At 75.5% G+C, this 16,090-nt stretch carries 10 protein-coding genes; 9 read left to right on the top strand and 1 reads right to left on the bottom strand.

Features of this window, described 5'->3' with window-relative positions; genetic code table 11:
• Positions 1–146 precede the first annotated feature (146 nt).
• The 5 genes from recC to PH191_RS19825 all read left to right on the top strand — a co-directional run bounded on the left by recC (position 147) and on the right by PH191_RS19825 (position 10,338).
• Positions 147–3,398 carry an exodeoxyribonuclease V subunit gamma gene (gene recC, locus PH191_RS19845; RefSeq protein ID WP_274196346.1) on the top strand — a complete coding sequence of 1,084 codons (3,252 nt, stop codon included), beginning with the start codon at positions 147–149 and terminating at the stop codon, positions 3,396–3,398.
• On the top strand, positions 3,395–6,775 hold the full coding sequence (locus PH191_RS19840; RefSeq protein WP_274196345.1) for a UvrD-helicase domain-containing protein: 3,381 nt from the start codon (positions 3,395–3,397) through the stop codon (positions 6,773–6,775). The genes recC and PH191_RS19840 overlap by 4 nt, the downstream gene beginning before the upstream one ends.
• A complete protein-coding gene (gene recD, locus PH191_RS19835) occupies positions 6,772–8,643 on the top strand; it encodes an exodeoxyribonuclease V subunit alpha (protein WP_274196344.1) in 1,872 nt (623 codons plus the stop codon). The genes PH191_RS19840 and recD overlap by 4 nt, the downstream gene beginning before the upstream one ends.
• Positions 8,644–8,744: 101 nt before the next feature.
• A complete protein-coding gene (locus PH191_RS19830) occupies positions 8,745–10,049 on the top strand; it encodes an SLC13 family permease (RefSeq protein WP_274196343.1) in 1,305 nt (434 codons plus the stop codon).
• 28 nt (positions 10,050–10,077) lie between these two features.
• Positions 10,078–10,338, top strand: coding sequence for a hypothetical protein (locus tag PH191_RS19825; RefSeq protein ID WP_274196342.1), 261 nt, complete (start codon positions 10,078–10,080; stop codon positions 10,336–10,338).
• Positions 10,339–10,525: 187 nt separating this feature from the next.
• Here PH191_RS19825 and PH191_RS19820 read toward each other — a convergent pair whose 3' ends face one another.
• A complete protein-coding gene (locus PH191_RS19820) occupies positions 10,526–12,037 on the bottom strand; it encodes a carboxylesterase/lipase family protein (protein ID WP_274196341.1) in 1,512 nt (503 codons plus the stop codon).
• Between the two features lie 218 nt (positions 12,038–12,255).
• Between PH191_RS19820 and PH191_RS19815 the strand changes: the two genes are divergently transcribed.
• The 4 genes from PH191_RS19815 to PH191_RS19800 all read left to right on the top strand — a co-directional run bounded on the left by PH191_RS19815 (position 12,256) and on the right by PH191_RS19800 (position 16,075).
• On the top strand, positions 12,256–12,906 hold the full coding sequence (locus PH191_RS19815; RefSeq protein ID WP_274196340.1) for a hypothetical protein: 651 nt from the start codon (positions 12,256–12,258) through the stop codon (positions 12,904–12,906).
• A 23-nt stretch (positions 12,907–12,929) separates the two neighbouring features.
• A complete protein-coding gene (locus tag PH191_RS19810) occupies positions 12,930–13,544 on the top strand; it encodes a hypothetical protein (RefSeq protein WP_274196339.1) in 615 nt (204 codons plus the stop codon).
• A gap of 202 nt (positions 13,545–13,746) precedes the next feature.
• Positions 13,747–15,225: an N-acetylmuramoyl-L-alanine amidase gene (locus tag PH191_RS19805; protein WP_274196338.1), complete on the top strand. Its 1,479-nt coding sequence runs from the start codon at positions 13,747–13,749 to the stop codon at positions 15,223–15,225.
• A 58-nt stretch (positions 15,226–15,283) separates the two neighbouring features.
• On the top strand, positions 15,284–16,075 hold the full coding sequence (locus PH191_RS19800) for a SirB1 family protein (RefSeq protein WP_274196337.1): 792 nt from the start codon (positions 15,284–15,286) through the stop codon (positions 16,073–16,075).
• Positions 16,076–16,090: the final 15 nt, after the last annotated feature.

Below are 16,090 nucleotides of genomic sequence, written 5' to 3'. Positions count from 1 at the left end.
TGAACGAAGGTCGAGGTCAAGACGTGGGCGCGGACGTCCGTACCAGGACACGCGCACCGACTCACGAGCCCGGAGGGCGGAGCTGTCGGCCCCCTCGTCTAGCGTCGCGAGCGAGCAGGACCGGGTCGCCGGGGGGAGGTGGAGGCGTGCTGCACGTTCATCGGGCGGAGCGCGCCGATCGGCTCGTCGAGGCCCTGGCCGACGTGCTCGCCGACCCGCCGGACGACCCCTTCGCGCCCGAGCTCGTCGCCGTCCCCACGCGCGGGATCGAGCGGTGGCTCGCACAGCGGCTGTCCCACCGGCTCGGCGTCACGGGCGGGGACGACGGGGTGTGCGCCAACGTCGTCTTCCCGTCGCCCGCGGACGTCGTCGGACGCGTGCTGGCGGTCCCGGACGAGGACCCGTGGCGTCCGGAGCGCCTGGTGTGGCCGCTGCTCGAGACCATCGACGAGTGCGCCGAGGAGCCGTGGTGCGCGCCGCTCGGCGCCTTCCTCGGCGTCGGCGACCAGGGCGACACCCGACGCGGGCGCCGGTTCGCGGCCGCCCGTCACCTCGCCCGGCTCTTCGGCCGCTACGCCGACCACCGGCCCGCGCTGGTCCGCGCCTGGGCGGCCGGGGACGACACGCAGACACCCGACGACCTGCGCTGGCAGCCCGAGCTGTGGCGCCGGCTGCGGGCACGGGTGGCGACGGTGAGCCCGGCCGAGACGGTCGCGGACGTCCGCGTGCCCGCCGGCCGCTTCCCGGCGCGCCTCTCGCTGTTCGGGGCGACCCGCCTCTCGGACACCGAGCTCACCGTCCTCGACGCCCTCGCCGTCGACCACGACGTCCACCTCTGGCTGCCCCACCCCTCACCCGCGCTCTGGACGGGCCTCGAGGGACGCGAGGGCAGCCGGCGCGCCGACGACACGAGCGCGCAGGCCGTGGCGCACCCCCTGCTCGCGAGCCTCGGGCGCGACGTCCGTGAGCTGCAGCTGCGCCTGTCCCGCCCGGGACGCGCCGCGCGCACCGACCGGCACCACGCGGCGGCCACGACGCCGACCACCCTGCTCGCCCAGCTGCAGGACGACCTGCGCCACGACCGCGCGCCCGCGGCCCGACCCGCGGTCGACGACGGCAGCATCCGCGTGCACCGCTGCCACGGTCCGGACCGCCAGGTCGAGGTCCTGCGCGAGACGATCCTCGGCATCCTGCGCGCCGACCCGACGCTCGAGCCGCGCGACGTCATCGTCCTGTGTCCGGACATCGAGACGTTCGCCCCGCTCGTCACGGCGTCCTTCGGGCCGGGCGACGGCGAGGCGACCGCGCACCCCGGCCACCGGCTGCGGGTCCGGCTCGCCGACCGCTCGCTGCGCGAGGTCAACCCGCTGTTCGGCACGCTCGCCACGCTGCTCGACCTCGCCGACGCGCGGGTGACGGCCTCGCAGCTGCTCGACCTCGCCGAGTCCGACCCGGTCCGCCGGCGCTTCCGCTTCGACGACGAGGACCTCGCGCGTCTGCGCGAGCTCGCCGAGCGCGCCGGGGTCCGCTGGGGGCTCGACGCGCCGCACCGCGCGGCGTTCTCCCTCGCGCGCTTCGGCGAGAACACCTGGTCCCAGGGGCTCGACCGCCTGTTGGTCGGCGTGGCCATGTCCGCCGACGGCGGCGACTGGCTGGGCGACGCGCTCCCGCTCGACGAGGTCGACTCCGGCGACGCCGAGCGCGTCGGGCGCCTCGGCGAGCTGGTCGACCGCGTGGGCGCGGTGCTCGAGGACCTGCGCGGCGAGAAGCCCCTCGCGGCCTGGATCGACGCCCTGCGCCGCGGGCTCGACGGCCTCACGGCCACCGTCCCGGCCGACGCCTGGCAGCTCGCGCAGGCGCGCGGCGAGCTCACCGCGGTGCTCGAGAGCGCCCCGCACGACCCGACGATGACGCTGCACGACGTGCGGGCGGTGCTCGCCGACCGGCTCGCCGGCCGCCCCACCCGCGCGAACTTCCGCACCGGCACGCTCACGGTGGCGACACTGATGCCGATGCGCTCGGTGCCGCACCGCGTGGTGTGCCTGCTCGGCATGGACGACCAGGTCTTCCCCCGCGAGACCCGCGCGGACGGCGACGACGTGCTGGCCCGCGACCCGCGCGTGGGCGAGCGCGACCCCGCCGCCGAGGACCGCCAGCTGCTGCTCGACGCGATCGTCGCCGCCACCGACCACCTGGTCGTCGTCCACTCCGGCGCCGACGAGCGCACCGGCGCTGACCGGCCGCCCGCGGTCCCGATCGGCGAGCTGCTCGACACCCTCGACGCCACCTTCGCGTTCGCCCCCACCTCTGAGAACGGCGCCGAGCGGGCCCGCGACCACCTGACGCGGCGCAACCCGCTCCAGCCGTTCGACGCGGGCGACTTCGACGCGAGCGCGCCCTTCTCCTTCGACGGCGCGGCCCTCGCCGGCACGCGCGCGCTGCGCTCCGAGCGCTCCGCCCTCGTCCCGTTCCTGCCGGGTCCGCTGCCGGCCCGTCCGCGCGGACCGCTCGACGTCGACGACCTCGTGCGGTTCGTCGAGCACCCGGTGCGGGCGTTCCTCCGCCAGCGCCTCGGGGTCTTCGCCCGCGGCGAGGAGGAGGAGACGGCGGAGGCGGTGCCGGTCGAGCCCGACGGCCTCGCGCGCTGGGCGATCGGCGAGCGCCTGCTGCGCGACCGGCTCGACGGCCGTGACGTCGCGGCCTGCATGGAGGCGGAACGCCGGCGCGGGGAGCTCCCGCCCGGCCCGCTCGGCGACCGTCTGGTGCGCGACATCGGCCGTCAGGTCGAACCGCTGACCGCCGCCGTCACCGGGCTGCGCGACGCGGCCGCCACCGACGTCGACATCACCTCGGACACGCTCGTCGGCTCCGTCGCCGGGGTGCACGAGTCGACGCTGGTCACCGTGACGTTCTCGCGGCTGGCGCCCAAGCACCGGTTGCGCGCCTGGATCGGCCTGCTCGCGCTCAGCGCCGCCCACCCGGACCGCACCTGGCGGGCCGTCACCGTCGGCCGCGGCTCCTGGGACAAGCCCACCACCGTCTCCACCCTCGGGCCGCTCGAGCCCGAGGTGGCGCAGAAGGTGCTCGCCGACCTCCTCGCCCTGCACGCCGACGGCATGCTCGAGCCGCTGCCGCTGATGTGCCAGACGTCGGAGGCCTACGCCCAGGCGCGGGCGACGAAGGGCGAGAGCGCGGCGATGAACCGGGCGCGCGACAAGTGGGCGACCCGCTTCGGCGGCGAGCAGGTCGACCCCGCGCACGTCCTCGTCTGGGGGCGGCGGCGCCTGCTCGACGACCTCGTCGGGGCGGCGACGGGCGAGGCGCCGAGCAGGTTCGCGGGGCTCGCCACGCGGCTGTGGACGCCGGTGCGCGAGGCTGAGGAGCTGGGCAGCCGATGACCGCGACGCTCACGCGCCCCTTCGACGTCTGCGGCGACCTCCCGAGCGGCACCACGGTCCTCGAGGCCAGCGCGGGCACCGGCAAGACGTACACGATCGCCGCGCTCGCGGCCCGTTACGTCGCCGAGGGCCACGCGACGTTGCCGCAGGTCATGCTCGTGACGTTCGGCCGCGAGGCCACACGCGAGCTGCGCGAGCGGGTGCGGGGCCGGTTCGTGGCCACCGAGCGCGCGCTGGCCGACCCGGCGGGCGCGCGCCGCCACGACGACCCCGTGACCCGGCTGCTCGCCGACGGCGACGACGCCGTCGTGGCCCTCCGGCGCGCCCGGCTGGGTGCGGCGCTCGCCGGCTTCGACGCCGCCACGATCGCGACCACCCACCAGTTCTGCCAGGACATGCTCACCGGCCTCGGGATCGTCGGCGACACCGATCCCGACGGCACGTTCGTCGAGCGCATCGACGACGTGGTCACCGAGGTCGTCGACGACTTCTACCTGCGCAAGTACGCCGTCCCCGGCGCGAAGACCCCCGACTTCGACCGCGCCACGGCCCTGGCGATCGGCCAGGCCGTGGTCAACGACCCCGGCGCGCGCATCGCGCCCGGGCGCGACGCCCCCGACGCGGCGGGCGCGCGGGCGGGGTTCGCCGAGGCCGTGCGCGCCGAGGTCGAGCGGCGCAAGCGCGGGCGCCGGCTGTTCACGTTCGACGACATGCTGTTGCGCCTGCACCGCGCGCTGCGCCATCCGCAGCTCGGTGCTGCCGCCCGCGCGCGGCTGCGGGCGCGGTTCTCGGTCGTGCTGGTCGACGAGTTCCAGGACACCGACCCCATCCAGTGGGACATCCTGCGGGCGGCGTTCCACGAGGAGTCCGCGGACCGGCCGACGGCGCTGACCTTCATCGGCGACCCGAAGCAGGCGATCTACGCCTTCCGCGGCGCCGACGTCGTCAGCTACCTGCAGGCCGTCGAGACCGCGGGCACGCGCGAGGGGCTGACGAAGAACTGGCGCAGTGACGAGCCGCTGGTGCGCGCCCTGGACACCGTCTTCGGGGGCGCCGCGCTGGGCGACGAGAAGATCGTCGTGCCGCGGGTCGAGTCCGCGCACCCGACGCGCAGGCTCGTCGGCGCGCCCCGGCCGGCGCCGTTCCGCCTGCGGGTGCTCCCGCGGGCCGGTCTGCGGTCGCACTGGAAGACCGGGCTCCCGATGGTCGGCCCGGTCCGCGAGCGGATCGCGGCCGACCTGGCCGCCGACGTCGCCGAGCTGGTCGCCGCCGACTCCCGCTGGGAGGACGGCCGGGAGGACCCGTCGCTCGGCCCGGGCGACGTCGCGGTGCTCGTGCGCACCAACGCGCAGGCGGGCCTGGTGCGCGAGGCCCTCGCCGTCGCGGGCGTGCCCTCGGTCCTCGCCGGGGCCACCAGCGTGTTCGCCACCGAGAGCGCCGAGGAGTGGCTGACGCTGCTCGAGGCCGTCGAGCAGCCGGGCCGCACGGGACGGGTCCGGGCGGCCGCGCTCACGGTGTTCCTCGGGCACGCCGCCGTCGACCTCGATGCCCACGCCGACGCCGTCCTGCCCGAGGTCGGCGGGATGCTGCGACGGTGGGGCGCCGCGCTGCACGACCGCGGCGTCGCGGCCTTCCTCGAGGCCGTGGCGGCGGAGACCGGGCTCGCCGCGCGGGTGCTCGCCCGCGTCGACGGCGAGCGGCGCATCACCGACATCCGCCACATCGGCCAGGTCCTGCACGCCGCGGCGGTCGAGTCGCGTCTCGGCGTCGTCGCGCTGGTCGAGTGGCTCCGCGCGCGCATGGCCGAGGCCGCCGCGGGCACCGGCGAGCTGCGTCCCGAGCGCAGCCGGCGGCTCGACTCCGACGCCAGCGCGGTCCAGGTGCTCACCGTGCACAAATGCAAGGGCCTCGAGTTCCCGGTGGTCTACGTGCCGTTCGGGTGGGACCGCTGGGTCTCCGACACCCCGACCGTCGTCACCCACCACGACGAGCACGGCCGGCGGGTGCGCGCGGTCGGCGGGCAGGACGACCCCGCGTGGCCCGAGCACGTCGCCGCGGCGCGCGCCGAGGACGACGGCGAGGACCTGCGCCTGCTCTACGTCGCGCTGACCCGCGCGCAGGGCCAGGTCGTGTGCTGGTGGGCGCCCGCGACCACCACCGCGAACTCGGCGGTGCAGCGCCTGTTCCTCGGGCGGCCCGCCCCGGGCACCAGCCCCGACGGCGCGTACCCGGTGGTCGAGGACGAGCGTGTCCTCGCGGAGCTGAGCGTGCTGGCCGGGGACGACATCGCCGTCGAGCGGGTCGAGCCGCGCACGGCGGTGCCCTTCGTCCCGTCCGCGGGACGCGTCCACGCCCTGGCCGCGGCCCCGTTCGACCGCCCCCTCGACCTCGCCTGGCGGCGCTCGTCGTACTCCTCGCTCACCGCCGGCGCGCACGCCGGTGCGCCCGTCAGCGAGCCCGAGGAGCGCACGATCGTCGACGAGGACGATCCGGAGGACGCTGCGGCGCCGGTCCCCGACGAGGTCGAGCCCGTCCCGTCCCCGATGGCGGACCTGCCCGTCGGGGCGGCGTTCGGCACGCTCGTGCACTCCGTGCTCGAGACCGTCGACACCGCCACCGGCGACCTGCACGCCGCGCTCGTCGCCGCGGCCACCGAGGAGCTGCGGCACCACCCGCACGCCGATGTCGACGCGACGACGCTCGCCGAGGCGCTCCTGCCGGTGATGCGCACGCCGCTGCCGCGCGGCGGGCCGGCCAGCCTCGCGGACGTCACCCCCGCCGACCGGCTCGCCGAGCTCGACTTCGAGCTCCCGCTCGCCGGCGGCGACCGCGCGGGCGCGGACACGCCGCTGGTGACGCTCGCCGCCGTCGCGGCGCTCCTGCGCCGCCACCTGCCGGCGGACGATCCGCTCGCCGCCTACCCCGACGCCCTCGAGCACCAGGCCCACGGCCTCGGCGACCAGGTGCTGCGCGGTTACCTCACCGGCAGCATCGACGGTGTCCTGCGCGGCCCGGACGGGCGGTTCGTCGTCGTCGACTACAAGACGAACTGGCTGGGGCCGGTGGGCCCGACCGGTCGCGAGCCGTTGACCGCCGCGCACTACGGGCCGACGGCGATGGCCACCGCGATGATCGGCTCCCACTACCCCCTGCAGGCGATCCTCTACGCGGTCGCCCTGCACCGGTTCCTGCGCTGGCGGCTGCGCGGCTACGACCCCGCGACCCACCTGGGCGGCGTGCTCTACCTGTTCCTGCGCGGCATGTGCGGCCCGGACACCCCGGTGGTCGGCGGTACGACGTGCGGTGTGTTCGCGTGGTCGCCGCCGGCCGCGCTCGTCGTCGAGCTCAGCTCCCTGCTCGACGGGGGCCGGCGGTGAGCGCGCCGACCGTGGTCGGCGATCTCCTCGCCGAGGACGGCATCCGCTTCGCGACGCGGGCCACGGGCCTGCTCGCCGCGTTCAACATGCGCGGCGTCCTGGCGCCCACCGACGTCCACGTCGCGCGCCGTCTCGGGCGCCTCGGCGGCGAGGACGACGAGCAGGTCCTGCTCGCCGCCGCCCTGGTGGTGCGCGCGCTGCGGGCCGGGTCGGTGTGCCTGGACCTCGCCGCCGTCGACCGGACGGTGCTGGCCGAGGGCGACGAGGTCGTCGACACCTCGGACCTGCCGTGGCCCGACCCCGCCCCGTGGACCGCGGCCGTCGCCGCGTCGCCCCTGGTCGCCGACGACGCCGCCACCGCGGCCGGGCGCCCGCTGCGGCTGGTCGACGGCCTGCTCTACCTCGACCGGTACTGGCGCCAGGAGGAGCAGGTCCGCGCCACCCTCGCGCAGCGCGCCGCCGCCCCGCCCCCGGAGGTCGACGAGGAGCGGCTCCACGTCGCGCTCGACCGCCTCTTCCGCGCCCGGGAGGGTGGTGACGGCGCGCCCGACGACGCGCAGCGCCGCGCCGTCGCCGTGTGCACGCTGCGCTGGACCAGCGTGCTCGCCGGCGGCCCCGGCACCGGCAAGACCACCACCGTCGCGACGCTGCTCGCGGTGCTGCGCGACCAGGACCCGTCGCTGCGCATCGCGCTGGCCGCCCCCACCGGCAAGGCGGCCGCGCGGCTGTCGGAGGCGCTCGCCGAGGTCGACCTCCCGGACGCCGACCGCGCGCGCATCACGGGGCTCTCCGCCTCGACGATCCACCGCCTGCTCGGGCCGATCCGCGGGTCGTCGCGGTTCCGCCACGACCGCCACCGGCACCTGCCCTTCGACGTGGTGGTGGTCGACGAGACGTCGATGGTGTCGCTGACGCTCATGGCCCGGCTGCTCGAGGCCGTGCGGCCCGACGCCCGGCTCGTGCTCGTCGGCGACCCCGACCAGCTCGCCTCGGTCGAGGCGGGCGCGGTGCTCGGTGACCTCGTCGCGGCGCCCGCCGACCCGGAGCCGGTGTTCGACCGGACCCTGGAACGCGTCGGCGCGCCGGGCCCGCCGGTGCGGGGCGGGGTGACGGTGCTCGACCGCACCTGGAGGTTCCACGGCACCATCGCCACGCTCGCCGCCGCGATCCGTGAGGGCGACGCTGACGCCGCGGTCGCCGCCCTGCGCGCCGGGCACCACGACGTGGTGTTCGTCGAGGACGCCGACCTCACCACCCGCGATCCGGGCGGCCTGCGGGAGCTGCGCGAGGAGGTCGTCGGCGGTGCCGCCGAGACCGAGCTCGCCGCGCTGGACGGTGACGCGTCGCTCGCCCTCACGCGCCTCGACGAGCACCGCCTGCTGTGCGCGCACCGACGCGGCCCGTGGGGCGTCACCCGGTGGGCCGCCGACGTCGAGCGCTGGGTGCTCGAGGCCGGGCCCGTCGCCGACCGTGACGAGGAGTGGTACCCCGGACGCCCGCTGCTGGTGACGGCCAACGACCACGACCGCGGCATCTACAACGGCGACACCGGGGTGGTGATCTCCACGCCCCGGGGTGCCCGCGCGGTGTTCGCCCGCGGCGGGGCGCCGGTGGAGATCGCGCCGGCCCTGCTCGACGGCATCGCGACCGTGCACGCGATGACCGTGCACCGTGCCCAGGGCAGCCAGTTCGCCCGCGTCTCGGTGATCCTGCCCCCCGCCGAGTCGCCGCTGCTGACCCGCGAGCTGCTCTACACGGCGGTCACCCGCGCCCGGACGAAGGTGCGGCTCGTCGGCAGCGAGGACGCCGTCCGGGCCGCGATCGCCCGGCCGATCGGACGGGCCTCGGGGCTGCGTCGACGCCGGTGAGGACGGCGCTGGCCGCGCGTCGGGATTGACGACGCCGCCACCCGTATGGGCGAATCCTCCTCTCGGCGGGCGGGGTGGCCTGCCCGGCGGGAGGAGAGCGCGTGACGCCGGTGATCGTCTCCATCGTGGTGCTGGTCGCGATCTTCGTGATCGCGACGGTGCTGCCGATCAACCTCGGCGCGCTCGGGTTCGTGGCGGCGGCCGGCGTCGGCGTGATCGTCGTCGGCATGAGCCTCGACGACGTGCTCGCCGAGTTCCCCGGCGACCTGTTCCTCATCCTGCTCGGGCTGACCTACCTCTTCGCGGTCGCCCACCAGAACGGCACGGTCGACCTGCTCGTGCGCTGGTCCATGCGCCTCGTGCGGGGCCACCTCGTCGCCGCGCCGTGGATCTTCTTCACGCTGTCCGCGGTGTTCTCGGCGATCGGCGCGCTGTTCGCGGTCGCGATCGTGGCGCCGCTGGCGATGCCGTTCGCCCGCCGCTACGGGGTGGACCTGCTGCTCATGGGCATGATGGTCGTCCACGGATCACTGGCCGGCGCCTTCTCCCCGATCAGCGTCTACGGCACCTTCGTGGCCGGCGTCGTCGGTCCGACCGGGATCCCGTTCAGCCCCACGGTGCTCTTCCTCGCCCCGCTCGTGATCAACCTCGTGATCGCGGCGGTCATCTTCGTCGTCCTCGGCGGCCGGTCCCTGGCGGGCGTGCGGGTGGCGCACAACGTGCCGGTGGGCGGGCCGGAGGGCACGTCGAGCACGGACACCGAGGAGGACACCGAGGAGGACGCCGAGCAGCAGGAGGCCCCGCCCGTCGACCGCGCCCAGGTCCTCACGCTGATCGGCATCCTGGCGCTCGCGGTGGGCACGGTGGCGTTCGGGCTCGACGTCGGCGTGCTGTCGCTGACGATCGCGGTGGTGCTCGGGATCCTGTGCCCGGCCGGGCACCGCGAGGCCACGCGCGGCATCGCCTGGTCCACGATCCTGCTGGTCTGCGGCGTGCTCACCTACGTCGCGGTGCTCCAGGAGGCGGGCACCGTGGACTACGTCGGTGAGGCCATCGTCGCGCTCGGCGTCCCGCTGATCGCGGCGCTGCTGCTCTGCTACCTCGGCGGCGTGCTCTCGGCGTTCGCGTCGTCGGCGGGCATCCTCGGCGTCGCGATCCCGCTGGCGCTCCCGTTCCTCCAGCAGGGGGCGGTCAGCGCGGTCGGGATGGTCGCGGCGCTCGCGGTCGCGTCCACGGTCGTCGACGTCAGCCCGTTCTCGACCAACGGTGCGCTGGTGCTCGCGTCCACGCCGGCCGACATCGACCGGGAGGCGTTCTACCGCCGGATGCTCGTCTACAGCGGGATCGTCGTGGTGACGGGTCCCCTGCTGGCGTGGGCCCTGCTCGTCCTGCCCGGATGGCTGTAGGAGCCACCGAGCGGGTAACCCGACCCCCATGACCGAGGAGCAGGGCAAGACCCCCCAGGCCCGCAACCCCGCGGCGGACCCGGACCACGCGCCCGAGAAGCAGAGTGAGCTCAAGCTCAACGTCGGGATCGGGATCCTCGGCACGGCCCTGTCGGTCGGTGTCGCCCTGATCTTCTTCTTGGTGCTCCACGACATCGTGCTCGGCATCGTCTTCGCCGTCGTGGCCCTCGTCGCCCTCGCGATCACCCTGCGCGTCGCGTCCCGGAAGCGGAACGCCAAGTCGTCCTGACGGCGGCTTCTTCCAGGGAGAAGCTTCGGTTTTCGAAGCTTCGTCGTGGGTGGTCCTGCCTCTCACCGCGGCAGTCGGTCGATGACCTCGGCGAGACGCCCGCGCAGGCCATCGCCGTCGACCCGCGGTCACCTGGAGATCCGCCACCGGACGAGCGTTCCACGCTCAGCACGAGAGCGGGGGCGGATCAGTCGTAACCCCGGAACCCCTGCCACGCGAGCCGGCGCTCGCGGCGGGGGTCTGACTCGACGCGATCGGTGCGATCGAAGATCTTCGTGAGGCGGGTCTCGGTGTCGTAGGTCGGCCAGTGGCCGGCCGGCGTGCCGTACCGGGCGAAGTGGACCCAGTCGGCCTGGATGCGCTCGGACAGTGCCCGCAGGTGGCGACGCCCGCCGAGTGCGGTCAGGACGCGGGCCGCGCCCGAGTCGACGAGACCGAACACGGCGTAGAGCTCCATGCCGTGTGTGGCCCGGACGCCCATCAGGTTCAGCACCGGCGTCGTGAGGTCGTAGCGGTACGCCCACACCGGCCCCCGGTGCGCCTGCATGACGCGCACCGACGGGTACCAGAACATGTAGTCCCCGCCGAGGTCCTTGCGGTGCGCCGTGCCTTCGTAGGCGGCGAGCACCTGGTCACGCAGCTCGGGCTGGGTCAGCGCGAACATCTGCGACGCCCGCTCCTCGCTGACCAGGACGTCCATCCGCAGGCGGGGGAGCTCGAAGAGGCGCCCCTCGGTGTCGTTGGTGCCGATGATCAGTGGGACGTCGACCGCGCGGCCGCCCTCGAACGCGTCGAGCGGGGACTCGGGCAGCAGGTCACCGTCGACGACGGGCGCGGTGGGGATCGTGCCCGGCTGGTCGCCGATGCTCTCGCGCAGGATGCGGGCGGCGGCCAGCAGCTCGTCCGGGGTGGCGGTCGTGAGGCCCCGGAGCGGGTCGTCGTCGGCACCCAGGGCGGAGACGAACCCGGCGGCCCAGCCCCGCGCGCGCTCCTGGCCGAACACCATGCCCGGCGCCGAGCTCTCGGCGATGGCCCGGTGGAACAGGCCATGGGCGGCGGGCGTCGCCATCAGCGTCGTCACCGAGATCGCCCCGGCCGACTCGCCGAACACCGTGACCTGCCCGGGGTCGCCCCCGAAGGCCGCGATGTTGTCGCGCACCCACTCCAGGGCGGCGATCTGGTCGCGCAGGCCGAGGTTCGACTCGATGGGGCGCTCGGGCGTGCCGAAGCCGGAGAAGTCGAGGTAGCCGAGCGCGCCGAGGCGGTAGTTGACGGTCACGACGAGGCACTCGCCGCGGCGCACGAAGTCGTAGCCGCGGTAGGTGGGGGCCGACGACGCCCCGACGACGAACGCGCCGCCGTAGAACCAGACCATCACGGGGCGCGGTTCGTCGGACGGGGTGGCCGGGGCGCTGACGTTGAGCGTCAGGCAGTCCTCGCCCATCGGGGTGTGCTTACCGGCGCCGATGAACTCGCCGACACGCTCCTGGATCGGCACCGGCCCGTACCGCGAGGCGTCGCGCGCGCCCTCCCACGGCACCACGGGCTGCGGGGCGCGCAGGCGGAGATCGCCGACGGGCGGCGCCGCGTAGGGGACACCGCGCCAGGTGTGCACGTCGTGCGTGGTGATGCCGCGGACGACGCCGCCGGTGGTCTTGATCTCGGGACCGGGAGTGGGGGCCTGGGACCGCGAGCGCATGTCCCGACTCTCGTCCACGGCGCCCGCGGACGCCCGCCGATGTGATCTGTACGGCCCGTCCCGGGCGTGTCGCGGTCGGAACCCGCCCCCTCGATGACAAGACGAGTGGACGTGCTGACACGCTCGGCGGTACGCAGAGCGACGCTCGGTCACACCACTGATGGATATTCGCCCTATCGGCCCAGCGTGTCGCGTTGCGAGGACGAAGATTTCTCTCGATGGACGTGCAGACGGATGCGGGCGTGGACGCCGCGCTGTGGGGACTCGAGGCCGCCTTCGTGGCGCACCCGGCCCCACGGTCGCTGGCGGGCTGCCCCCACTGCCACGGTGGCGAGGTGTCGGTCGCGGACACCGACCCGCTCACGCTGGCGCTCACCCTGGGCAACACGCTGGGCACGCCGGACGACCTGCGCGCGCTCACCCCGTGGCTGCTGCGCAGGGCGCTCACCGACGACCGTGTGGACCTGCGCACCGTGCTCGGCCGGATCGCCGAGAACTGGGCGACGTGGAGCGACCTCGAGCGTGACGCGGTGCGCGACGTCGCCGACGCCGTGTGGTCGGCGCTGCTGGACATGCACCCCGACGCCCCCGGAGGCGCGACGGCCGTGGCGATGCTCGACAGCGTCGGTGCGCTCGGCGAGCCACCTGCGCGGCTGATCGCGATCTGGGAGTACAAGGAGATCGCGAGCGCGGACCACCACCTCGCCGAGCTCGTCGTCGACGCCTTCTACGGTGCGCGCGTCGACCCGATGATCCTGGCCTGGGTGCACGCCGACACCCAGCGCGAGCGCCTCGAGCGCGCCCGGGTCCGCGACGCGCGCGAGCGCTGGGCCGGCACGCTCACCGCGGCCTGTGACCTCCTGGACTGAACCCTCTCGGAGACACTGGGCGGGTGGCGAGCTCGCGGGGTCTGCCCGACACCCTGATCGACGAGTTGTGGCGGCGCGCGGTCGGCGGGATCGGCCCGTTCGCCGGCGCGGCGTCGGTGGCCGACGACGCGTTGCGCGCGACCGAGGACGACGTCGAGGCCGCGGTGCGCCGGGTCGTCGGCAGCCATGTCCGGCTCGCGGCCAGCTCGGGCCTGCTCACCAGCCTCGGGGGCGCCGCGACGCTCGTGGTCACCGCGCCGGCGGGGATGACCGGGCTCTACCTGCTCGGCACGCGCCTCGCCGCCGTGATCGCCCACCTGCGCGGCCGGGACCTCGAGGACCCGGTGATCCGGACCGCGGCGCTCGTGTGCGTCCTGGGCGCCGACGGCACCGAGCTCGCCGAGCGCACGGGACTCGACCTCGTCAACGCCTCGCTGCTCTACGGCCTGCGCCGCCTGCCGCCCGAGGTGCGCGGACAGCTCGACACCCGCATCGGCTACCGCCTCACCTCGCGCTTCACCAAACGCGGCGCCCTCAACGTCACCAAGCTCATCCCCGTCGTCGCGGCCCCGATCGGCGCGGGGGCGGACGCCATGGCGATGAGGACGGTGGCGACGTTCGCGCAGGCTCACCTCTGAGTGGAGAGCGCTGACACGAAGTCACCCGACCGGGCGCCTTCTGCGCGTGGTGTGGCGAGTGGTGCGCATGTGGGGGTCATCGTGGGCGCCGGCGGATCATGACGAGGCCGCCGACGCGAGCGGAGGTGTGTGCGCGATGGTCGGGTCCGGTGCTCCGAGGGGGCGTGCCCGCAGGGCGACGCGGACGCGGACGGGCGCCGTCGTGCTGCTGACGACGGGGGCGCTGCTGCTCCCGAGCCCCGCGCTGGCGCAGCCGGCCGGTCCGGCGGTGCCCCCCGACCCGACGGCGCCCACCGGCGTCTCGCAGCTCGATCCCGCGCACGCGGTCATGCCACCGGCCGGTCTGCCGCCCGCGGCGCCGGTGGCGGCCGGCGTCGCGCCCGTCTCGTACGCGCCGGGGGCCCGTGACGCGCTCGGGGCGCGGCAGGCGCGCAGCGAGAGCCCGCTGCGTCTCGTCGCCGTGACCTGGGCCGGACCGGCGCCGGACGCGGTGTCCCTGCGCTCGACCGACGCCGCCGGGCGGTGGGGCACCTGGACGAACCTCGACCCGGCGGGCAGCGAGCGCGAGGACGTGCCCCCGACCGGCGGGCCCGTGCGCGGCGGGACCGACCCGATCTGGGTGGGCGACCGCACCGGGGTCGAGGTCCGCGCGATGCGCGCCGGGCAGCCGGTGACCGACCAGGTGCAGGTCGTGCGGATCGACCCGGGCGTCGGCAGCAACGACCAGGCGATCGGGGCGATGGGCTCGGCGCGCGGGCCGGCCACCCCGAAGTACGTGACGCGCGCCCAGTGGGGCGCCGACGAGTCGAAGATGACGTGGCCGCCGCAGACGACCCCGGCGGTGCGCGCGGTGACCATCCACCACACCAGCGAGTCCAACGACTACTCGCCCGCCGACTCCCCGGGCATCGTCCGCGCGATCTTCGCCTACCACTCGGAGAGCCAGGGCTGGGGCGACATCGGCTACAACGCCCTCGTCGACAAGTACGGGACGATCTTCGAGGGACGCGCGGGCGGGCTCGACCGCAACGTCACCGCCGCCCACGCGGGCGGGTTCAACCGCGAGACCTTCGGCATCGCGATGATGGGCAACTACCAGGGCACGCCGGCGACCCCCGCCGCGATGGCGTCCACGGCGGCGCTGGCCGCGTGGAAGCTCGGCGGGCTCTACCGCGACCCGCGCCAGCAGGTGCAGCTCACGTCGAACGGCGGGGGCACCTCGCGCTTCCCGAAGGGCCAGTCGACGACGGTGCCGGCGCTGTTCGCGCACCGCGACGTGGGCCGGACGTCGTGCCCGGGCGACGCCGCCTACGCGCAGATGGAGCCGCTGCGCGTGAAGGTGCAGGAGCTCATCGCGGGCGCGGCGGCGGACGTCCGGACGGCCTGGTCGGCCGACCGTGACGCGCTCGGCGAGCCGACCCGCGTCGAGTCGCCCACCGTCGACGGCACGGGGCGGCGCACCGACTTCGAGCGCGGCTCGGTGGTCTGGTCGCCGCGGACCGGGGCGTGGCCGGTGACCGGGGCGATCGCCGAGCACTGGCGGGGTGCCGGCGCCGAGGGCTCGCCGCTCGGCTACCCGACCAGCGCCGAGTACGACGTCCCGACCGGGCGTCAGCAGAACTTCGAGCACGGGGCGCTGACCTGGACCCGGGGCAGCGGGACGGTGGCCGCGCCCGCCTGACCACCACGCCCGTCCGACCATCCGGCGGTCCGGCGCCCGCGGGGGCAGGATGCGCGGCGTGGACGACGACGCGGCGCGCCGGGCGGCCGTGGAGCGTTTCCTCGCCCTGGTCGCGGCGGGGGAGCCGGACCTGCTGGAGGGCGCGCTCGAGATCGCCCGCGCCGCCGACCCGTCGGCCGACGCGGAGCACGCGCGCGCCGAGATCGACCGGCTCGCCGTGGGGATCACCGACGTCGACGCCCTGGTGCACCGGCTCTTCGTCGAGGAGGGCTTCCACGGCGACCGCGAGGACTACTACGACCCGCGGAACTCCTCCCTGATCGAGGTGCTCGGCCGGCGTACCGGCATCCCGATCACCCTCGCCGTGCTGTGCATGGAGGTCGGGCGCCGCGCGGGCGTCGCGCTGGAGCCGGTCGGGATGCCGGGGCACTTCCTCGTGCACCCCGTGGGCTCGGCGCGCCACCTCGACCCGTTCACCGGGGAGATGCTCGACCGCGAGCAGTGCGAGCGCCGGTTCCGGGAGTCGACGGGCCTCGGCTCCGACGGGGCATTCGACGACGCCTTCCTGGCGCCGGTCACCAACGACTCCGTCCTCGTGCGGATGCTCGCCAACCTGCGCGGCATCCACCGGGCGCGCGGCGACCTCGCCCAGCTCGGGTGGGTGCTGCGCATGCGCCTCGCCCTTCCCGGGGTCTCCGCGGTCGAGGTCGCCGAGCTGGCCGAGATCCGCGGGCGCCGCGCGGCGTTCGGCGAGGCCGCGGCCCTGCTCGAGCACTGGGCGGAGCACCTGCCCCGCGACGCCGACGAGCTCCGCCGCCACGCCCGTCGCTGGCGCGCGCACCTCAACTGACCCGTGAGCGAAGTT

The sequence above is a fragment of the Actinomycetospora callitridis genome, from assembly GCF_028737265.1.
GTDB lineage: Bacteria > Actinomycetota > Actinomycetes > Mycobacteriales > Pseudonocardiaceae > Actinomycetospora > Actinomycetospora callitridis.
This window is presented reverse-complemented; position numbering and strand designations above follow the sequence as displayed.

What these genes read in the sequence shown, in the direction of transcription:
- PH191_RS19820 (WP_274196341.1), bottom strand. Translation starts at nt 12,037, where the DNA reads ATGCGCTCGCGGTCCCAGGCCCCCACTCCCGGTCCCGAGATCAAGACC.
- PH191_RS19815 (WP_274196340.1), top strand. Translation starts at nt 12,256, where the DNA reads ATGGACGTGCAGACGGATGCGGGCGTGGACGCCGCGCTGTGGGGACTC.
- PH191_RS19825 (WP_274196342.1), top strand. Translation starts at nt 10,078, where the DNA reads ATGACCGAGGAGCAGGGCAAGACCCCCCAGGCCCGCAACCCCGCGGCG.
- PH191_RS19840 (WP_274196345.1), top strand. Translation starts at nt 3,395, where the DNA reads ATGACCGCGACGCTCACGCGCCCCTTCGACGTCTGCGGCGACCTCCCG.